Origin of the sequence: Herminiimonas sp. NPDC097707 (assembly GCF_044761395.1) — a bacterium.
In the GTDB taxonomy this organism is placed as follows: Bacteria; Pseudomonadota; Gammaproteobacteria; order Burkholderiales; family Burkholderiaceae_D; genus Oxalicibacterium.
Genome location: NZ_JBIWCI010000001.1, coordinates 2,056,527 through 2,075,612 on the forward strand (window position 1 = coordinate 2,056,527; position 19,086 = coordinate 2,075,612).

At 55.3% G+C, this 19,086-nt stretch carries 20 protein-coding genes and 1 riboswitch; of the genes, 10 read left to right on the top strand and 10 right to left on the bottom strand.

What is annotated here, in order from left to right:
• Window positions 1-91: 91 nt before the first annotated feature.
• The 3 genes from ACIQW9_RS09940 (at window position 92) to queC (ending at window position 2,827) form a co-directional block, all read left to right on the top strand.
• Window positions 92-1,252 (top strand): DUF3108 domain-containing protein, encoded by a 1,161-nt coding sequence (locus ACIQW9_RS09940; protein ID WP_402336092.1) that lies wholly within the window; start codon window positions 92-94, stop codon window positions 1,250-1,252.
• A gap of 37 nt (window positions 1,253-1,289) precedes the next feature.
• A complete protein-coding gene (locus ACIQW9_RS09945; protein ID WP_402336095.1) occupies window positions 1,290-2,057 on the top strand; it encodes a DUF3108 domain-containing protein in 768 nt (255 codons plus the stop codon).
• A 68-nt stretch (window positions 2,058-2,125) separates the two neighbouring features.
• Complete coding sequence (queC, locus tag ACIQW9_RS09950; RefSeq protein ID WP_402336098.1) at window positions 2,126-2,827, top strand: 7-cyano-7-deazaguanine synthase QueC; 702 nt, start codon at window positions 2,126-2,128, stop codon at window positions 2,825-2,827.
• A 90-nt stretch (window positions 2,828-2,917) separates the two neighbouring features.
• On the opposite strand, the gene ACIQW9_RS09955 is transcribed toward queC, so the two are convergent.
• A complete protein-coding gene (locus tag ACIQW9_RS09955) occupies window positions 2,918-3,364 on the bottom strand; it encodes a hypothetical protein (RefSeq protein WP_402336100.1) in 447 nt (148 codons plus the stop codon).
• A 263-nt stretch (window positions 3,365-3,627) separates the two neighbouring features.
• Here ACIQW9_RS09955 and ACIQW9_RS09960 point away from each other — a divergent pair, with 263 nt between their 5' ends.
• On the top strand, window positions 3,628-4,260 hold the full coding sequence (locus tag ACIQW9_RS09960) for a phosphatidylcholine/phosphatidylserine synthase (RefSeq protein WP_011872309.1): 633 nt from the start codon (window positions 3,628-3,630) through the stop codon (window positions 4,258-4,260).
• A gap of 23 nt (window positions 4,261-4,283) precedes the next feature.
• Here the strand turns inward: ACIQW9_RS09960 and ACIQW9_RS09965 are convergent, their stop codons facing one another.
• Window positions 4,284-4,595 carry a hypothetical protein gene (locus ACIQW9_RS09965; RefSeq protein WP_402336104.1) on the bottom strand — a complete coding sequence of 104 codons (312 nt, stop codon included), beginning with the start codon at window positions 4,593-4,595 and terminating at the stop codon, window positions 4,284-4,286.
• Between ACIQW9_RS09965 and ACIQW9_RS09970 the strand changes: the two genes are divergently transcribed.
• Window positions 4,594-4,878, top strand: coding sequence for an EF-hand domain-containing protein (locus tag ACIQW9_RS09970; RefSeq protein WP_402336106.1), 285 nt, complete (start codon window positions 4,594-4,596; stop codon window positions 4,876-4,878). The two genes, ACIQW9_RS09965 and ACIQW9_RS09970, sit on opposite strands and share 2 nt — an antisense overlap.
• A gap of 256 nt (window positions 4,879-5,134) precedes the next feature.
• Window positions 5,135-6,268, top strand: a complete 1,134-nt coding sequence (locus ACIQW9_RS09975; RefSeq protein WP_402336109.1) for an ABC transporter substrate-binding protein — start codon at window positions 5,135-5,137, stop codon at window positions 6,266-6,268.
• 45 nt (window positions 6,269-6,313) lie between these two features.
• Here the strand turns inward: ACIQW9_RS09975 and ACIQW9_RS09980 are convergent, their stop codons facing one another.
• The 3 genes from ACIQW9_RS09980 to ACIQW9_RS09990 all read right to left on the bottom strand — a co-directional run bounded on the left by ACIQW9_RS09980 (window position 6,314) and on the right by ACIQW9_RS09990 (window position 10,331).
• Window positions 6,314-7,558, bottom strand: coding sequence for a multifunctional CCA addition/repair protein (locus ACIQW9_RS09980; RefSeq protein WP_402336112.1), 1,245 nt, complete (start codon window positions 7,556-7,558; stop codon window positions 6,314-6,316).
• A 33-nt stretch (window positions 7,559-7,591) separates the two neighbouring features.
• A complete protein-coding gene (locus ACIQW9_RS09985) occupies window positions 7,592-8,305 on the bottom strand; it encodes a glutathione S-transferase family protein (RefSeq protein WP_402336115.1) in 714 nt (237 codons plus the stop codon).
• Window positions 8,306-8,381: 76 nt separating this feature from the next.
• Window positions 8,382-10,331 (bottom strand): transglycosylase SLT domain-containing protein, encoded by a 1,950-nt coding sequence (locus ACIQW9_RS09990; protein WP_402336118.1) that lies wholly within the window; start codon window positions 10,329-10,331, stop codon window positions 8,382-8,384.
• Window positions 10,332-10,422: 91 nt separating this feature from the next.
• Between ACIQW9_RS09990 and ACIQW9_RS09995 the strand changes: the two genes are divergently transcribed.
• Window positions 10,423-10,983 (top strand): 5-formyltetrahydrofolate cyclo-ligase, encoded by a 561-nt coding sequence (locus tag ACIQW9_RS09995; RefSeq protein ID WP_402336121.1) that lies wholly within the window; start codon window positions 10,423-10,425, stop codon window positions 10,981-10,983.
• Window positions 10,984-11,029: 46 nt separating this feature from the next.
• Here the strand turns inward: ACIQW9_RS09995 and metF are convergent, their stop codons facing one another.
• The 5 genes from metF to metK all read right to left on the bottom strand — a co-directional run bounded on the left by metF (window position 11,030) and on the right by metK (window position 16,147).
• The gene (gene metF, locus ACIQW9_RS10000) at window positions 11,030-11,881 is read right to left on the bottom strand and encodes a methylenetetrahydrofolate reductase [NAD(P)H] (RefSeq protein ID WP_402336123.1); all 852 of its coding nucleotides are present in this window, start codon (window positions 11,879-11,881) and stop codon (window positions 11,030-11,032) included.
• Window positions 11,878-12,222 carry a phage holin family protein gene (locus ACIQW9_RS10005; RefSeq protein WP_402336125.1) on the bottom strand — a complete coding sequence of 115 codons (345 nt, stop codon included), beginning with the start codon at window positions 12,220-12,222 and terminating at the stop codon, window positions 11,878-11,880. Before ACIQW9_RS10005 ends, metF begins: the two co-directional genes overlap by 4 nt.
• Window positions 12,223-12,343: 121 nt before the next feature.
• Window positions 12,344-13,783, bottom strand: coding sequence for an adenosylhomocysteinase (ahcY, locus tag ACIQW9_RS10010; RefSeq protein WP_402336128.1), 1,440 nt, complete (start codon window positions 13,781-13,783; stop codon window positions 12,344-12,346).
• A gap of 26 nt (window positions 13,784-13,809) precedes the next feature.
• Window positions 13,810-13,888: riboswitch (S-adenosyl-L-homocysteine riboswitch) on the bottom strand.
• Window positions 13,889-13,940: 52 nt separating this feature from the next.
• Window positions 13,941-14,894, bottom strand: coding sequence for a M14 family zinc carboxypeptidase (locus ACIQW9_RS10015; RefSeq protein ID WP_402336131.1), 954 nt, complete (start codon window positions 14,892-14,894; stop codon window positions 13,941-13,943).
• A gap of 89 nt (window positions 14,895-14,983) precedes the next feature.
• A complete protein-coding gene (gene metK / locus ACIQW9_RS10020; protein ID WP_402336133.1) occupies window positions 14,984-16,147 on the bottom strand; it encodes a methionine adenosyltransferase in 1,164 nt (387 codons plus the stop codon).
• A 155-nt stretch (window positions 16,148-16,302) separates the two neighbouring features.
• Here metK and ACIQW9_RS10025 point away from each other — a divergent pair, with 155 nt between their 5' ends.
• The 3 genes from ACIQW9_RS10025 (at window position 16,303) to dapF (ending at window position 19,011) form a co-directional block, all read left to right on the top strand.
• A complete protein-coding gene (locus tag ACIQW9_RS10025) occupies window positions 16,303-17,199 on the top strand; it encodes a lysophospholipid acyltransferase family protein (RefSeq protein ID WP_402336136.1) in 897 nt (298 codons plus the stop codon).
• Window positions 17,196-18,095 carry a lipid A biosynthesis acyltransferase gene (locus tag ACIQW9_RS10030; RefSeq protein WP_402336138.1) on the top strand — a complete coding sequence of 300 codons (900 nt, stop codon included), beginning with the start codon at window positions 17,196-17,198 and terminating at the stop codon, window positions 18,093-18,095. The genes ACIQW9_RS10025 and ACIQW9_RS10030 overlap by 4 nt, the downstream gene beginning before the upstream one ends.
• A gap of 64 nt (window positions 18,096-18,159) precedes the next feature.
• Window positions 18,160-19,011 (top strand): diaminopimelate epimerase, encoded by an 852-nt coding sequence (gene dapF, locus ACIQW9_RS10035; protein ID WP_402336141.1) that lies wholly within the window; start codon window positions 18,160-18,162, stop codon window positions 19,009-19,011.
• The last annotated feature ends 75 nt before the right edge of the window (window positions 19,012-19,086 follow it).

The following is a 19,086-nucleotide window of genomic DNA, read 5'->3' on the forward strand; positions in this document are numbered from 1 at the left end:
ACGATGCGTAAACGGCATGCTAATGCGGCGATCGCGCCGCCGGCCTTGATCTTTGCGATATAGGCGTGACATTCCTGAACTTCCTGATTGCGTGCAATTCATCGCCGACAATCGCAATATCGGGATGTTTGGCACGCTCGCTCGCCTTGCCTGCTCACCCAAGCCACCGGCTTGCGTTTACACTGGCGCCATGACGATGGCCCCTCCCCCGACTGAACACCGTAGCAGACGCTCGCACAGCCTGTTCGTGTTGCTCGCGGCGGCGCTCTTGCATCTGCTTGCGCTTGGCTGGCTAGGCGGACTGCTTCGTTTTCCCGCCATGCATGCGCCGGAAAATACTGCCGTGATAACGGCCACGCTGACAGCGCCGCCACCCAAACCCGTGATAAAAGCCGCGCCCAAACCCGTCAGGCACACACCGCGTCCACCAAGACCACGTCTCTCACCACCGCCTGAAATTTCGCCGGCACTGGCCGCCAGCGAAACAGCAAGGGCAGATTTCCCCGACAGCGAAAACGGCGACGACATTGCCACGTCTACAGCCACAGAGATGCCCGCTGCCGACACAGAACCAAACAGTGTGCACTACAACATCGACCTACCACCTTCCGCCGATCTGAAATACGATGTGCAAAAAACGCCGACGGAAGGCGCGCCCATGTATGGCAGCGGCACCATCAGCTGGCACACCGACGGCAGCAAGTACAGCGTGAATGGCGATTTTGGCGTGCTCTTCATTACCGCCCTGCGCTTTCAGAGCACCGGCACCATAGAAGACACTGGTATAGTTCCCGAGCTGTATAGTGAAAAACGCTTCCGCAAGGCAGAGACCAATACGCACTTCCATCGCGAACGCAATACCATCAGTTTTTCATCTTCCACGTTATCGTATCCGCGCAGCGGCGGCGAACAGGACCGGGCCAGCATCATCTGGCAACTGGCCGGCATAGGACGCGGCGACAGCGGGAAATTTGTTCCCGGTGCCAGCATCGACCTATTCGTGGCCGGCACCCGCAATGCAGAAACCTGGCAGATTCTGGTGCTCGGCCTGGAAGAGATCACCATCGATGGCATCAGCACGCAGGCCTGGCATCTTGCGCGCGCACCACGCAGCGGTTCGCATGATCAAAAGCTGGATATCTGGCTTGCACCGGAGCAGAACTGGTACCCGGTGCGCTTGCGCTATACCGAAAGCAATGGCGATTACCTCGACATGACGCTGACCAGCCTGAACGTTTCCGCAGTACATTAGTCTGATATTTTCAACCACTTATTATTTTGGTGATTCAATGAGCCGTTTCTTCGCACGATTTTTCCCCCGATTTGTTTTCAATTTAATCCTTGCCGGCACGATAAGCGCATCGCCACTCGTCGCTTCCGCACAAGCGCCAGCAAAATTTACCGCCAATCCACCTGCCTCCGCTGATCTGCACTACACCATCAACGCACATCAGAGCGGTCTGTCCTTGAATGGAACCGCCATCCTGCATTGGCGCCAGGACAAGAATCACTATTCGATCAACACCGAGACCCGGGCCATGCTGCTGGGGAAAATTCTTGAAGCAAAAAGCGAAGGAGCCATTGATGCCTACGGCCTTGCCCCTCTCACCTCCACCGAGAAACGCATGCGCAAGGACCCGACCACCACCACCTTCAATCGCGAAACCCGCAGCATCACTTTCAGCGCATCCGATGCCAGCTATCCGATCAAGGGCGGCGAACAGGATCGCAACAGCGTCGTCTGGCAACTCGCAACCATGGCACGCAGCACGCCGGCAAAATTCAAGACCGGCGCCAGTATTTCCATGATGGTCGCCGGACAAAAAGATGCAGATCAGTGGACGTTCAAGGTCGGCAAAGCGGAAACGCTCAAAACCTCTTTGGGCGACCTGAAAACAATCAAGGTCAGCAAGCTCGTCAAAGGCAGCGACAAGAGTCAGAAAATCGACATCTGGTTTGCACCAGGCAAAGAGTGGTATCCGGTACGCATACGTTTTGCCGAGCCCTCAGGCGATTTCATCGAGCAAACCATCGCCAAGATCACGCCGCAATCCTGAGAGCTGAAACGAAGCAAGGCTGGCCACGCATATAATGCGGCCATCGATTTTTGATTGACAAGGAACAGATGAATTCTGCAGATAGCGCATTGGTACTCTTCAGCGGTGGACAAGACTCCACCACCTGCCTGGCCTGGGCGCTCACGCACTATGCACGAGTGGAAACCATAGGTTTCGACTACGGCCAGCGCCACGCCATCGAATTGGCGGTGCGTCCATTCCTGCTGGAAAATATGCGTTTTCTTTCACCTGAATGGGACAGCAAGCTAGGTGAAGATCACATGATCGATCTTTCTCTCATTGCAAAAATTTCCGATACTGCATTAACCAGCAATGTCGAAATTGCGATGCTGGAAAACGGTCTGCCCAATACTTTCGTCCCCGGCCGCAATCTACTTTTCATGACAGTCGCCGCCACCGTGGCGTATCGCCGCGGCTTGGACGTGCTGGTAGGCGGGATGTGCGAAACCGATTTTTCCGGCTATCCGGATTGCCGCGACGACACGATGAAAGCCTTGCAGACCGCGCTCAATCTCGGCATGGCGACAAATCTGAAGATCGAAACGCCGTTGATGTGGATAGACAAGGCTGCTACGTGGAAAATGGCGCAGGATCTGGGCGGAACGCCTTTGCTGAATCTGGTTCGCACAGGAACGCACACCTGCTATCTCGGTGAACGCGGCGAATTGCACGACTGGGGCTATGGCTGCGGCAGCTGTCCGGCATGCAAGCTGCGCGCACGCGGATATGCCGACTTCATTGCCGGATAAGCTTGCTGCACGCACGGCACAAGCCGGGCTTGAAGCCTGCATCCGTTGAAGGCAGGTACGGTAGCCTGCCCTCAACCAGCATAATGCCTATCAATAACGTTGGTTTTGCATAGGCATAGGCTGCGCAGGTGCCGGCTGCGGCCCAACAATGACCGTGGTGGTTTCACGATAAATGCCACCGGTTCCTACGCTGCCCGAAACCGTTCCCTCGCCGCGTACGCGACGTGCGCAATCCTCGCGGTCCGCCGCCGGCAATGCATTGCAGCGCATGAGCGCGTTTTTCTCGTGCGAGGTCGTACCCTCACTCAGGCGGCCACGCCTGGCCTCGTTAAGTGCTGCGCCAGCTTCCTTCAGACAAGTCGCCTTATCCTCATAGGTTTGCCCTTTCAGGCAGGCGGCACGCTCTTGCTGATAAGTACTGGTGGCGGTATCAGCTGCCAGTACAGCAGTCGAACCCAAGGACAAGACGACCGCAAAAATGGATAAGGCAAGTGCGCGTTGCGGCACCTTACAAAATACATCGTGAGCAAATAACATATTGTCCTCCTGCGTAAAAATATCAGGCTAGGACGCAAACGCTGCCTTGTATGTGCGCTAGCCAACTTATGAAAAATTAAAATATAGCAATCCTGAACATGAAAGCAAGCTTGTCTGCAGAAGCCGTATGCGACTATTTTCCCTGCACAATTTTTTGATTCAATGACATACTTGCCCTGGCAAAATTGTCCATCGCGTTCGCAGCCCTGATGCTGCAGCCGATCCGGCCATGAATTTATTTAAAAACTTCAAAGAGATACGCAATGCCTTCACCCAAAGCACCACGCAAACACTTTTCCATGTTGCGCGGCTTTCACCTCGCTGACTTCTTTACACTGGGCAATGCGGCTTGCGGCGTCGCTGCGGTATTTTTCGCGATGCTCTATATGAACAGCCAATCGCTCACCCATTTTTACGCGGCAGCAGCAATGGCTCCCGCCGCATTTATATTCGATGTACTGGACGGCAAGATTGCTCGCTGGCGTCGCCAGCACTCAGCAATGGGACGCGAACTGGATTCGCTCGCCGATGTCATTTCATTCGGCCTCGCGCCGGTCACGTTGGGTTTTGCTGCCGGCTTAACCGGCGGCTGGGATTGGGTGGCAATGATTTATTTCGTCTGCTGCGGCGTCAGTCGCCTGGCACGTTACAACGTCACGGCAGAAACCCTGTCCGAAGGCGCCGACAAGGTGGCATATTTTGAAGGCACGCCGATTCCCACCAGCGTGCTGATTACCGGCATATTGGCATGGCTGGCATCGCAGGGACGCATAGGCTCGGCAATTGCCGGCGACATCTGGATGCTGGGCCCGTGGGAACTGCATCCGTTCGCCTTGCTGTTCGTCCTGTCCGGGACTTTGATGATCAGCAAGACGCTGCATATCCCGAAACTGTAAACACAGGCGCAGGCAAAGTCTGGCTACAAACGATAAATCAATGCAGCAATCACCACTGCGGCAGCCGATGCCGCAGTAATCGCATCAAGTAAATCCACGGCAATACCTCCTAGCAGAATTTCTCTGCACTCCAAACGAAATTTTTCATCCAGCCGTTTCAGATTACACATCAGGTACAGCACCGCCAACGAAGATTTTGGCTGATGCTTATGAAGAAAATTAATATCCAAATGTAACAAGGCGTAAATGCATTGGTGAAGCATGACGAATGCCTTTTCAATATAAAGACAGCGCGCGCATTTCTGTCTGGCCGCGTTAATCAAAGGGACAATCATGCACATAAAATCAATCGTATTAATGGCGGCTCTACTTGGCAACGTTGCATTTTTGCAACCATCCATTGCAAAGGAAACGCGCCTGAATGCAACGCAACATTCCGCCCCTGGTACAGATGTCTCCCGCGTTGAAAGCCTCACCAAACCGCAAGCCAAAGCTGCCAAAATGTTTCGCGTGGTAAATGATTTTGAAAGAATCGATGCCAATCGCGATGGTCGCGTGACACGCGATGAATTACGCCTGTACGCGCTTTCCACCCGACGTCATGTGCCCATGACCTGATGCGCATCTGCGCATGCATGCCCCTCCGAAAATACCGCCCCCCCCCTGCTTTCACCCACCGATTTTTCCCGTTTTTCATTGCCCTGCATTTCTGTGTCCGCACACCGTTGCAACGACCAACACAAATGTCGTATTAAATTGCCAATAATGGAAAAATCAGCCGCCAGACCACGCGTCTATGGCATGCTGGCGCGAGCATCACAATAATGAGCCGACAAGCGCATCCATGCGCACACGGCCGCCTCAGGGAGACAGCATGTTCTATTCTTTGCGTACATTGATTGCCGGTCTGATTTTCGTCAATTTTTTCTGCCTCGCTTATGCAGAAGATGGCGTGACCGATACCAGGATTTTGATAGGCCAGACAGTCGGCCTGACCGGCACCATCGCCGGCCCGGTAAAAGAAATGAATGAAGGCGCCAACGCCTACCTCGCCAGCATCAACAGCCGCGGCGGCGTGAATGGTCGCAAAATCGAATTGCTCACACTGGACGACAAGTTCGATGCCAAGCTAGCCGCTGCGAATGCAGAGCTGCTGATCAAGAAGGAGCGCGTGTTTGCCCTATTCCAGAATCGCGGCACGCCGCTCACGGAAGCCATCGCCCCCATTCTGGCCGCCAACAAAATCCCGCTGATTGCCCCCAGTACCGGCGCGATGGTTTTTCATGCGCCCGTCAATCCGCTGTTATTCAACGTACGCGCAAAATATCAGGATGAGGTGAGGAAAGGCGTCGAGCATTTCGCTACCATAGGCTCAAGCAGCATAGGCCTGCTGCATGTAGACGATTCCTTTGGCACGGATGGGCTGGCGGGTTTCGTCAGCGCGATGAATGAGCGCAGCATGATTCCAGCCATCGTTGCCTCTTTCCCCCGCACCAAACCGGATTATGAGGTAACCGCCAATGCCATCGTCAAAGCAAACCCGAACGCCTTGATCATCGTCAGTTCTTCTGCCCATACCATTGCAATTATCAAGGCAATCCGCGCCAAGGGCAGCCTGGTGCAAATCATGACGCTATCGAACAATTCTTCGCAGTCCTTCGTGCAAGAGCTTGGCCCTGCCGGCACTGGCGTGATCGTGTCGCAAATTACACCGGCACCCAATTCGGTGACTACCGGTTTGGGCAAGGAATTCATGGCGCTTGCCAAGGCCAACAATGCCACCGTGTCGTACGCGGCGATGGAGGGTTTTGTGGCAGCCAAGGTATTGGTCGAGGGCTTGAAACGTGCAGGTCGCAATCTGACGCGCGAAGGTTTCGTGCGTGCACTGGAATCCATCCAGAAATTCGATATGGGCGGCTTGATGGTCAGCTATGCACCGACCGATCACACCGGCAGTGAATTTGTTGAAATGACGATGATCAGCAAGGATGGACGCTTCATCCGCTAAAATTTATACACTGGAAACAAGCGGCTGGCTGCTGTCGATTGGCAGCTAGCTGGGAGTTTTCACTTCATTGATGGCAAGCGCCACCGCCTTCACCCGCGCCTCGCGGATGGCCTCTGGAATGCGCGTCGGCTGATCCGGCCAGCGCTGCTGCATGAGGGCCGCAACTTCGCCGCCATTGACCGTTTGCGCAGCAGCCAATGCCTTTTGCATATACGCATTCTGCGGAAACGGCACGTCAGCAAATCCGGGACGACCGCGATGATCGCATTCCGATGCCTGCAGCATGTCGATGAAACGTTGCGGCTTGCGAAAGGCATCGCAACGCTCGAACAAAGTCACGATGGTTGCTGCGCGCAACTCCAGCGCACGGCCGATATTGCCGTGTTCACGCGCCGTCATGACCGACAGATCGCGGCAATCGTTAGGGATCTTCAGGCGCTGGCAAACGGTCTCTACCAGCTTCGCACTCTGCATCTCGTGGCCATGATGACGCGGCCACATCTCCGGCGGTGTTACACCCTTGCCCAGATCATGAAATAGCGCGGCACAACGTATTGGCAGCGCCAGATTGTGTTGGGCCGCGTAATCGACCACCATCATCACGTGCACCCCGGTATCGATTTCCGGATGAAATTTTTCCGGTTGCGGCACACCCCACAAGGCATCGAGTTCCGGCAGCATTCTTTGCAGGGCGCCGCAATCGCGCAATACCGCAAACATGCGCGACGGCTGCACCTCCATCAAACCGCGCGCCAGTTCCTGCCAGGTACGTTCCGGCACCAGCGCATCGACTTCGCCTGCCGCGACCATCGCCTGCATCAATGCATTGGTTTCCGCCGCCACCGAGAATTGCGGAAAGCGTGCGGCAAACCGCGCCACGCGCAATATGCGCACCGGATCTTCTGCAAATGCAGACGATACATGCCGAAATATTTTTTGTTCGAGATCGCGCCTGCCGCCGAAGGGGTCGACGATCCTGCCATCGGCATCCTTGGCCATTGCGTTGACCGTCAGGTCGCGCCGGATCAAATCCTCTTCCAGCGTGACGCCGGCATCCGTATGAAATACGAAACCCTTGTAACCGGGCGCCGTCTTGCGTTCGGTGCGCGCCAGCGCATATTCTTCATGCGTGACCGGATGCAGGAATACCGGGAAATCCTTGCCGACCGGCGTGTAGTTCTGCGCGATCATTTGTTCGGGCGTCGCACCGACCACCACGTAGTCGCGATCCTTGACCGCGACACCCAGCAATTCATCGCGCACCGCGCCGCCTACGATATAGGTTTTCATTTCAGAAGAACTCGATTCGGACTCAATCGGGAATCAATCAGGATAGACATCGTATTTTGCGATGCGCGCGGTTTCAGCCAGCGCGCCGCTGATCCATTGCGCCACCGCCGGATGCCCCGCAATCCGTTCGACGTAGGCATCGAGCGCCGGGCCCAGCACGACGTCATAGGTCCGAAAACGCATGACAACCGGTGCGAAATACGCATCGGCGATCGAGAATTCACCGAACAAAAATTCGCTGGGACCTGACAAGGCAAGGCAGGTTTCCCATATCTCGCTGATGCGACCGATATCTGCCTGAGCATCTATGGTGCGTCCCTTGCCGGGAAACCTTGCGCGGATATTCATCCACATCGCGGAGCGCACACCGGTAAAGCCGGAATGCATTTCTGCACAAATCGAACGCGCCAGTGCGCGTGCCGCGACATCTTCCGGCCACATTTTCTTTTCCGGAAACTGCTCTGCCAGATATTCGCAGATCGCCAGCGAATCCCAGATCGTCGTTTCGCCGGCAAGCAGGATAGGCACCCGGCCGGCAGACGAATAATGCGCAATCTGCATCGCGGTATCCGAGCGATCGAGCAGCAGGGAAACTTCCTGGAACGGGATATTGAATGCCGTCATCGCCACCCATGGACGCATGGACCAGGATGAATAATTCTTGTTGGCGATGACCAGTTTCAAACCGTTTTTCCCGGTGCTGTCTAGTGTTTGCGACAGCGCTGGATCGAGTTCTGTAGTTTGCATAAATCCCGTCAAGAGAAAATATTCTATTGGATGGCTTCAGCGGTAGCGTATGCGCCTGACGATCAACGCATGTTGATCACGGCAAATCCGTCGGCACGAAAGAAGCCGGTGCCACATTGCCCAGACGTGCTTTCAGCGATTGCGGCTTGCCTTCGAACATCGCAGCATAGTAGGTCGCATTCGACAATACTTTTTTCACGTAGTCGCGGGTTTCCGAAAATGGAATCGACTCGGCAAAGATCGCCCCTTCCACCGGCCGCACCAGTGTCGAGCGCCAGGTGCGTGGGCGTCCCGGCCCTGCATTGTAGGCGGCAGTCGCCAGCGTTTGCGAACCTTCCAGATCGCTCAACACCATGTTCAGATAACTGGTGCCGAGCAGAATATTAGTTTCGATTTCATTGACCTGCCTTGGCGAAAAATCGCTCAATCCGATTTTCTTGGCAACATGTCTTGCAGTCGCCGGCATCAATTGCATCAGGCCAGAAGCGCCCACGTGCGAACGCGCATTCATGATGAAACGCGATTCCTGACGTATCAAGCCATAGACCCAGGCCATTTCCATGCCCTGACGCTGCGTCGTTGCCTGCATGATGTCGCGATGCGGCGTAGGGAAACGCTGCGTAAAATCGAACTCGGTTTTGGTCCGATCCGACGTATTGACCATGCGATCCAGCACATCGTTGCGACGCGCGAATTCTGCCGCCGCCAGCAACTGCCTGTCATTCATTTTGCGCAATTCCCAGTTCCACTCGCGATAAGCTTCAAAACGCAAATCCAGATCGAAGAACTTGAGGGAGCGGCGGAAACCGGCATTGCTCGTCATCGGTGCGATTTCATCTTCAGTGACAGGCAAGGCACGCGGTGGAATCGTAATTTTCTGTCCCAGTTCTTCCAGCGCCAGCTGGCCGTAGAAACTGGTTTGCGGTGCAATCGACTGGAAGCGTGCATTCGCAGCCTCGACCTTACCCTCTTCACGCAAGGCGCGCGCGCGCCAGTAAACCCATGCGGCATCATCACGCAAGGATGCCGGCATCGCTTCTATGCCGGCGCTCACCAGTTTCCAGTCGCCCGCGCGCAAGGCGGCACGAATTTTCCATTGATGTGCTTCCAGAGACAACGGTGCATCACCGGCCTTGCGCCAGTATTGCATTGCCTCCGGCGCCAGCTTCATCGACGCCTGATAGGCGATCTGCCCCCAGGCGAATCCTTCCTGTTTTTTGCTCAGCAACAGTGTGTTGTTCGACAGGATATCGGCCGCCTGCGCCGGATTGCTTCTGGCGATGCGTCCCAGCGCAATGACATATACCTCATGCCGGACACGGCGAAAGCCGACGCCACGCGCCACGACAGAGGCAGGCTTTTCCATGGCGGCGACCAGGGAACCATCTTCGATACCGGTCAGCGGTACAAAGCGGCGCACATAATCGGTAGATCCCGTGTCCGATGCGAGGCGGATCTGCGCCCACAGATCGTTCTCGTCAAACTGCTTCGTTTCCATCAGGGTTGTAATCAGCGCCATGCAGCCTTCGCCGAAATCCTTGGGCACATTCAGCAATGCGCGCGCTTCATCTGCTACCTTGATACCTTTTAAAGCCTTCGACATCAGCGCATAGCATTTCAGCTGTGTATCGTCGTTCAATTGAAATTGCGGATACTGTTCATCGAAAGTGAGCCAGTCGCGCCGCTTGCCAAGTTCGAGCAACCAGTCGTTGCGCAGGCGGTCCGCAATGGCGCTGCCGCTGTAACGATTCAGGAAAGCCAGCACCTCGCTTGCCGAGGCGTCTTTCAGACGCGGTTTCAGCTGGTAATATTCAACGTAGGACGGGATCGGATAATTGCCCAGATTCGCTGCAATGTCGCTGGCGCGCGCGGCATCGTTGCGCCGCGAGGCATCGCGCAACGCCAGAAAGGCATCGTCGTCGCTGGCAAAACCATTAGGCCGTTTTTGCGCATGTGCCGCTGGCAACAGCAAGACTGCCGATACCGCGACCAGCAATATTCGAGAAAATAATTTATTCGACAACATGAATTCGGTGACCCTTCGTTTGACCCGCTTATACTGAACCGCAACGATAACTAGAATAGCACGCGACGCCGCTGCATCCGTGTCTGCATACATGCAAAACAAGACTGAATTACGCAAAACCCTGCTCGCATCACGCAATGCCATCACTGCCGAGCAACGTCTGCTTTGGGATAAGCAACTTGTCGAACAAATCATGGCATGGTGGACCATCAAACGCCTCCATACCGTGGGCGTTTACTGGCCGATGCGCGGCGAACCTGATGTGAATACCGCCTATGCAACACTCGCTGAACTGGGCGTGCAACTCGCACTGCCTGTGGTTGTGAGTGATAACGCACCTTTAAAGTTCTGTGCGTGGACGCCCGGCGACCCCGTCATCAGAGACCGATACGGCGCGGCCGTGCCGGCAGATCAACATACCGAACTGCAGCCACAAGCGCTGATCATCCCCTGCGTAGGTTTTAACGCGCAGCGCTTTCGACTCGGTTATGGCGGCGGTTTTTACGACAGGACGTTGGCATCCGTCCCGCGACCACATACGATAGGCGTCGCTTACGCCAATGCAGAAACCTTTTTTTCTGCCGATCCATATGACATTGCGCTGGATATGGTGATGACGCCATCGATGACGCTGGCACAAGATCACGCATAAAAAAAGCCGCGTACGCGGCTTTTTTAGTCCCAAAATTAGCTCCGGCTTACTTCTGTGACAGATTCAAACGACTCCATATTGCATGCGTGGCTGCGGCCTGATTCAGCGTATAGAAATGCAGGCCGGGTGCACCGCCAGCCAATAAGCGCTCGCACAAATCCGTCACCACATCCAGACCGAAGGCGCGTATCGAATCAGTATCGTCGTTATAACTGGCCAGTTTCAAACGTATCCAGCGCGGAATTTCCGCGCCGCACATATCCGAAAAGCGCATCAGTTGCGAATAGTTGGTGATAGGCATCACACCAGCCGTCACCGGCACATCTGCACCGGCCTTGCGTGCATCATCGACAAAACGGAAATAGGCATCCGCATTGTAGAAATACTGCGTGATGGCTGAATCCGCACCCGCCTTGACCTTGCGTACATAGCTGGCGATATCGTCGCCGGGCGACTTGGCTTGTGGATGCATTTCCGGATAGGCGGCGACTTCTACATGAAACCAGTCGCCGGTTTCCGCGCGTATGAATTCCACCAGTTCGTTGGCGTAATGAAATTCGCTGGACGAGGCATCCATCGCGCCGTAACCGCTGGGCAGATCGCCGCGCAAGGCAACGATACGTTTGATCCCGTGCGATTTGTATTCCTGCAAAATCGCACGCAGATTTTCACGCGAACTACCCAGGCAGGAAAGATGCGGCGCCGCATCGTGACCAGCACCGCGAATTTCCAGTACCGTATCCAGCGTACCGTGTTGCGTCGAACCGCCGGCACCAAAGGTGACCGAAAAATACTTCGGATTCAGCTCGGCCAGCTTGGCGCACGTCACCCGCAGCTTCTCGACGCCGAGCGGCGTCTTGGGCGGGAAAAATTCTATGCTGAAGTTTTGTTGTGTCATGTTTCTTGGAGTAAGAGCGAGGACAGTATCCACGAGATGAGGCTGTACAGGATCGCACCGCCGAACGCCGACCAGAAACCGGCGACATGGAAGCCACCCACCAATTGCGATACGCCCCAGAACATCAGCGCATTGATCACAAAAATGAATAGTCCCAGTGTCAGCAAGGTGACCGGCAAGGTGAGCAAGACCAGCACAGGCCGGATCAAGGCATTCACCAGACCCAGCACCAGCGCTGCAATGAGCGCCGTCCATACGCCATCGACCCTGATCGATGTCATCAGGTAAGGAAGCGCAAACAGCGCCGCCGCATTGATCGCCCAGATTAACAATAAGCGCATATGATTTTTCCTTTCAATCAAGGGCAGAAAATCGCCGCCTCACTGATACACAGTGAAGCGGCCCGGCTACTTCTGTCAAACACCAGCTCGATATGCCACGGCGCTGTCGCGCGCCGACTGCTTAGTAACGATAGTGCTCTGGCTTGTAAGGGCCGGTTTTTTGCACGCCAATATAATCGGCTTGCTCTGTCGTCAGAGTCGTCAACTGCGAATTGAGTTTCTTCAATTGCAGACGCGCGACTTTTTCATCCAGATGCTTAGGCAGCGTGTAGACGCCGACTGGGTAGTTTTTCGTGTTCGCGTACAACTCGATCTGTGCGATCGTTTGGTTTGCAAACGACGAGCTCATCACGTACGACGGATGGCCAGTACCGCAACCGAGGTTAACCAAGCGACCTTCAGCCAGCAGGATGATGCGCTTGCCGTCCGGGAAAATGATGTGATCGACTTGCGGCTTGATGTTTTCCCATGTGTATTGCTTCAACGCAGCGACTTCGATTTCATTGTCGAAGTGACCGATGTTGCAGACAATCGCCTGGTCTTTCATCTTAGCCATGTGGTCATGCGTGATGACGTGGTAGTTGCCGGTACAGGTAACGAAAATGTCGCCGTGTTCAGCAGCGTATTCCATGGTCACAACGCGATAACCTTCCATCGCTGCCTGCAATGCGCAGATAGGATCGATTTCAGTTACCCAGACTTGTGCTGACAAGGCACGCATTGCTTGTGCCGAACCTTTGCCGACGTCACCGTAACCGGCGATGACTGCAACTTTACCGGCGATCATGACGTCGGTTGCGCGCTTGATGCCGTCAACCAGCGATTCGCGGCAGCCGTACAGATTGTCGAACTTGGATTTGGTAACGGAATCGTTAACGTTGATCGCAGGGAAAGCCAGTTTGCCTTCCTTGTGCATTTGGTACAAACGATGCACGCCGGTGGTGGTTTCTTCGGTCACGCCAAGGATTTGTGGCAAGCGCTTGGAGTACCAAGTCGCGTCCACTGCCAGATGTTTCTTGATCGAATTGAACAGGCAGATTTCTTCTTCCGAACCTGGGTTGTTCAAGACTGATACATCTTTTTCTGCACGGGTGCCGAGGTGCAGCAACAATGTTGCGTCGCCGCCATCATCCAGAATCATGTTCGAATAAACCGGCGCGCCTTTGGCGTCGTTCGGCCATTCAAAAATGCGGTGGGTGTAATCCCAGTAGTCGTCCAGTGTTTCGCCTTTGACCGCGAATACTGGTGTGCCAGCCGCAGCGATGGCTGCAGCAGCGTGATCTTGTGTCGAATAGATATTGCACGATGCCCAACGCACTTTCGCACCCAATGCTTCCAGAGTCTGGATCAGCACGGCGGTTTGAATCGTCATGTGGATGGAACCGGTGATGCGCGCGCCTTTGAGTGGCTGCGCTGCGGCGAATTCTTCGCGGATGGCCATCAGGCCCGGCATTTCGGTTTCGGCGATGCGAATTTCCTTGTCACCCCAAACGGACAGGGACAAGTCGGCGATTACATAATCGGAAAAATTGGTAGAGGTGGTCATAACTGCGGCGTTCATCACGCCCTCCTTTCGTTAGAAAAAAAGAAACGTGAGCGCAGTTGCTGGTACTGACCGCATCAAGCCTGGCAGATCGAACGATCTGTCGCAACGCTCCTTGATGCGGGTGCTATTTTAATCTAAAAACATGCCGGCGACCATGTTCGGCCGGTGGAAATTATTTTTTCAGCGGCGCTAAATTCGGCAGGGAAACGGAATGCACTCTGGCGATTTCCCCCTGCGGCTCGACGTTATCGCGTATCCAGCCCAGCATATCCAGCCAGATACGTTTCACTTCCGCTTCCGATGGCATTTTTTGTGCATTCGGTAACTCAATCGTGATCACCGGCACATTTTTGTGGACCCCACTATAGTTGCCCAGAGAACCGGGATATACGCCTACGCGATTCAGCAGCAAACGGCCAAAGCGACGCGGCGGTTGCGCCGGACCGTCGAAATCCAGCACGCCAAAAGGCGCATGCACGGAAATAATCACATCCGGCCGGAAACGCAGCATTTCGTCATGTACCCAGCGGCTCTCAGGCTCGGACAAGGGAGCGTGCCCGGGGAAACGGCGCGGATCGCTTTTGGTTCTGGCGGCCCAGTAACGCGGCGCATCCTGTTGCCAGCCCGGCGTCGGGAAATTGCGATTCAAATCGACGCCATTCGCATTCATGCGCCGGGCGCGCGGCGCCAGCAAACCGTCGGGATTGACGACCGGCACCACACTCCATTCAAAATGTTGCGCGGCTGGCGTCTGCATCCATTCCAGCCAGCGAAACACGATAGAGGAAGAAGTCAGTTCATCGCCATGAATACCACCCATCAGCAACACGCGTAGCGGCGGATGAGTATGGCCCTCGCTTTTAACCGCAGGGATCTGGCGTGCCAGCAGGGGAAATCCTTGCAGCGAATTGACGCCGGTCGGCGCCAGCGCACTGCGCTTGCACATCGGATTCGTGATACCAGGCAAGCGCACCACCAGACGTCGGCACCACTTCTCAAGTTCGGTCGGCGCCGCCACAGCAGGCGCAGTGATCGCAGCGCCTGCACCGGCATTTGCCGCAGCAGTACAGCCCAGCAATAGCAGCAAAGGTAAGGCGATGCGACTGACGATATTCACAATAGACATTCACTTCTCAAAACAAAATGGTCGGATGAATTCTGCATGAATTTCATCCGACCACAAAGTACAACTACGACTTAGTTACAAACTGCCAATTACAGACCGGCGGCTGCGCGCAATGCTGCGGCTTTATCGGTACGTTCCCATGTGAACTCTGGCTCTTCGCGACCGAAGTGACCGTAGGCTGCGGTTTTTTGATAAATCGGACGCAGCAGATCGAGCATTTGCACAATGCCTTTTGGACGCAGGTCGAAGTGTTCAAGCACCAATTGTGCAATTTTTTCATCGCTGATTTTGCCAGTGCCGAAGGTCGTGACCATGACCGAAGTCGGTTTAGCCACGCCAATCGCGTACGAAATCTGGATCTGTGCGCGTTCAGCCAGACCAGCTGCCACGATGTTTTTCGCGACATAGCGACCAGCGTAAGCAGCCGAACGATCGACCTTCGACGGATCCTTGCCGGAGAATGCGCCGCCACCGTGCGGAGCTGCGCCGCCGTAGGTATCAACGATGATCTTGCGACCGGTCAAGCCGCAATCGCCTTGCGGACCGCCGATGACGAAACGACCTGTCGGATTAACCAGGAAGCGCGTGTCTTTCAGCCATTCAGCCGGTACGACTGGTTTGATAATGCTTTCGATGACGGCTTCTTCGATGTCCTTGTGCTGCATTTCCGGCGCGTGTTGCGTCGACAGCACGATGGTATCGATGGAAACCGGGCGGCCATCGACGTAGCGCAAGGTGACTTGCGATTTTGCGTCCGGACGCAACCATGGCAGACGACCGTCTTTGCGCAATTCCGATTGGCGCTCGACGATGCGGTGTGCATAGTGAATCGCAGCCGGCATCAGCTCCGGTGTTTCATCGCAAGCGTAACCGAACATCAAGCCTTGATCGCCAGCACCCTGATCCAGGTCGATACCGGCGCCTTCATCCACACCTTGTGCGATATCCGGCGATTGCTTGTCATAGGCGACCAGCACTGAGCAGCTCTTGTAATCGATACCGAAGTCGGCATTGTCGTAACCGATGCGCTTGAGGGTGTCGCGCGCGACTTCGATGTAATCGACGTTGGCAAACGTGGTGATTTCACCAGCCAGCACAACCAGACCGGTGTTGCACAGTGTTTCTGCTGCAACACGTGCCTTTGGATCTTGCTGGAAAATTGCATCAAGGATCGCGTCGGAAATTTGATCGGCGACCTTGTCTGGGTGGCCTTCAGAGACGGATTCGGAGGTAAACAGAAAATCATTAGCCATCGCAGGTTCTTTCATAAAGTTGGCAATGTCGCGGTCAACTCAGTGAACCTGCGACGCTTTAGCGAAATTTATATACCGCCTCGCAAGTTGTCATTAACTCGGCGGTTGCTTCTTTGTGCTATTTTACGCCTCTTGAAAAAATTCGGCAAAGTCTCTTGCAAAAGAGGACGCTCGACGCAATGCTTGTTCTTCTTTTCCGCCTGCTGTCTTACCTGCCCTTGCCAATATTGCATGCAATTGGCAGCGCCTTCGGCTGGGCCGTTTACCTTGCTTCTCCCACCTACCGCCGTCGCCTGCAGGAAAATATCCGCCAGGCCGGCTTTGGCGATCATTTATCGGCCGCCATTGCAGAATCCGGCAAGAATGTACTGGAACTGCCCTTCGTCTGGTGCGCGGCACCCGAACGCGTATTAAAAACCGTCCAGATCAAAAACTGGGAAATAGTGCAACAGGCGCACACAGACAAACGCGGCATTATCTTCCTGACACCGCATCTGGGCTGTTTTGAAATTTCCGCGCAGGCTGCCGCCGCACAGATACCACTGACGGTGTTGTACCGCCCGCCACGGCAAGCTGCATTGAAACCCTTGATCGAAGATGCCCGTGCGCGGCATAACCTGGCATTGGCGCCGGCCAATCTGAGCGGCGTACGCACGCTGTTCAAGGTATTGAAAAGAAGCGGCGCGATTGGATTGCTGCCCGATCAGGTGCCGCAAAACGGCGAAGGCGTGTGGGCCGATTTTTTCGGCAAGCCTGCCTATACGATGACCTTGCCGGCCAAGCTGCGGGAAATGAGCGGCGCGACGATGATACTCGCGTTCGCCGAACGGCTGCCGCGCGGCAAGGGATACATATTGCACTTCCAGCCTTTCAATATGGCAGATGGCTTGACACCGGAACAACAGGTACGCGCAATCAATGCCGCCATGGAACAATTGATCAGCATGTGTCCTGCGCAATATTTCTGGAGTTATAACCACTACAAGATACCGGCCGGCGTGGCTGCTCCGGGCGAAGTGGTTTCCACCGACGCCGGCAAGGTTGCGCAATGAGAATGCTGGTCATATTGATGTGGCTGTTGCACTGGCTGCCGCTGCCGCTGCTCGCGCGTCTGGGCGAGGCCATCGGCAGTCTGCTGTTTATTTACAAAAAATCGCGCCGTCGCATCACGCTGATCAATCTGCGTCTGTGCTTCCCCGAATGGAGTGAAGAACAGCGCCACGCCGTCGCGAAAAAACATTTTCAGAACTACGCCCGCAGCGTGCTGGAGCGCGGCATCCTGTGGTGGGCTTCCGAAGCGCGCCTGCGCCGCCTGATCGTGATCGAACCGGGCGTACCGGTGGCTGCCATCAAGGCCAGTCCGACGATACTGCTGTGCCCGCATTTCGTCAGCCTGGATGTGGCCGGCGTTGCCGTAATGCTGGAATCTTCGCTGTGTTCCATCTACACGCAGCAACTCAATCCGGTCTTCGATCAAGTATTGCGCAAGGGGCGTTCGCGTTTTCGCCCGGTCAAACTGTTTGCACGCGAAGAAGGCGTCAAACCCATCATTCGCGCCATGCGCGACGGCTTGCCCTTCTTCATGCTGCCGGATATGGATTTCGGCGCCAAGGATGCCGAGTTCGTCCCGTTTTTCGGTGTATCAGCCGCGACCTTGACTGCACCGGCGCGCATCGCTGCCGCCACCAAAGCCAAGGTGATTCCGGTCGTCGCCACTTACCTGCCCGACTATCGCGGCTGGACCGTCAAATTTTATCCGGCCTGGGAAAATTTTCCGGGTGACGATATGCTCGCCGCCACGCGTGCGATGAATGCCTTCATCGAAGATCGCGCACGCGAAGCGCCAGCCGAATATTTCTGGACGCACAAGCGCTTCAAGACGCGCCCAGCCGGCGAAGCCAGCTTCTATGCCGTAAATACTCCGGATGAAGCGCCGCCAGCTTACTGATGCAAGCCAGATACAGCCAATCATGCGCTGCCATATCTGACTACCGCAGCTATATAATCGCCACATGAAAATCAAATTCACAAAAATGCACGGCGCCGGTAACGATTTCGTCGTCATCGATGCGATCAATCAATCCATTCATTTCACACCGGCACAATGGCAGCATTTGGCAGACCGGCGCTTTGGCGTGGGTGCCGATCAAATGCTGGTGGTGGAAAAGCCGCAAGCCGCAGGCGTCGATTTTCGCTATCGCATTTATAACGCCGATGGCGGCGAAGTCGAGCAGTGCGGCAATGGCGCACGCGCCTTCGTCAAATTCGTGACCGATAAAAAACTCACGGACAAGCAGGCCATCAAGGTGGAAACCATGTCTGGCGTGATCGAGCCGCGACTCGAAGCCAATGGTCAGATTACCGTCGATATGGGCGCGCCCATCCTGACGCCGGAAGAGGTTCCGTTCGACGCCAGCGACCTGTTGTGCAAGGCGGAAGGCGCAGACACCTTGTGGCCACTGGATATCAAGGGTGAAACCCACTGGATTTCAGTCTTGTCGATGGGCAATCCGCATGCAGTACAAGCGGTTGCCGATGTGGATCATGCACCAGTGCGCGAAGATGGTGTGTTGATCGAACATCATCCGCGCTTTCCCAAACGCGTCAACGCCGGCTTCATGCAAATCATCGACACGCACCAGATCAAGTTACGCGTATTCGAGCGCGGTGCCGGCGAAACATTGGCCTGCGGCACCGGTGCCTGCGCGGCGGTCGTCACCGGCATACGACGCGGCTTGCTGGCATCGCCGGTCAAGGTGCAAACGCGTGGCGGCGAATTATCGATTGCATGGGCAGGCGATCACTCGTCCGTCTTGCTGACCGGCCCGGCTGTTACGGTGTTCGAAGGCGAAATCGAACTTTGACCAGCTACTGCAGAATTGCTTGCTGCCCACGGATGTCGGTTAGAATCATGAGCAAATGGCGCAAGCATGCAGCCT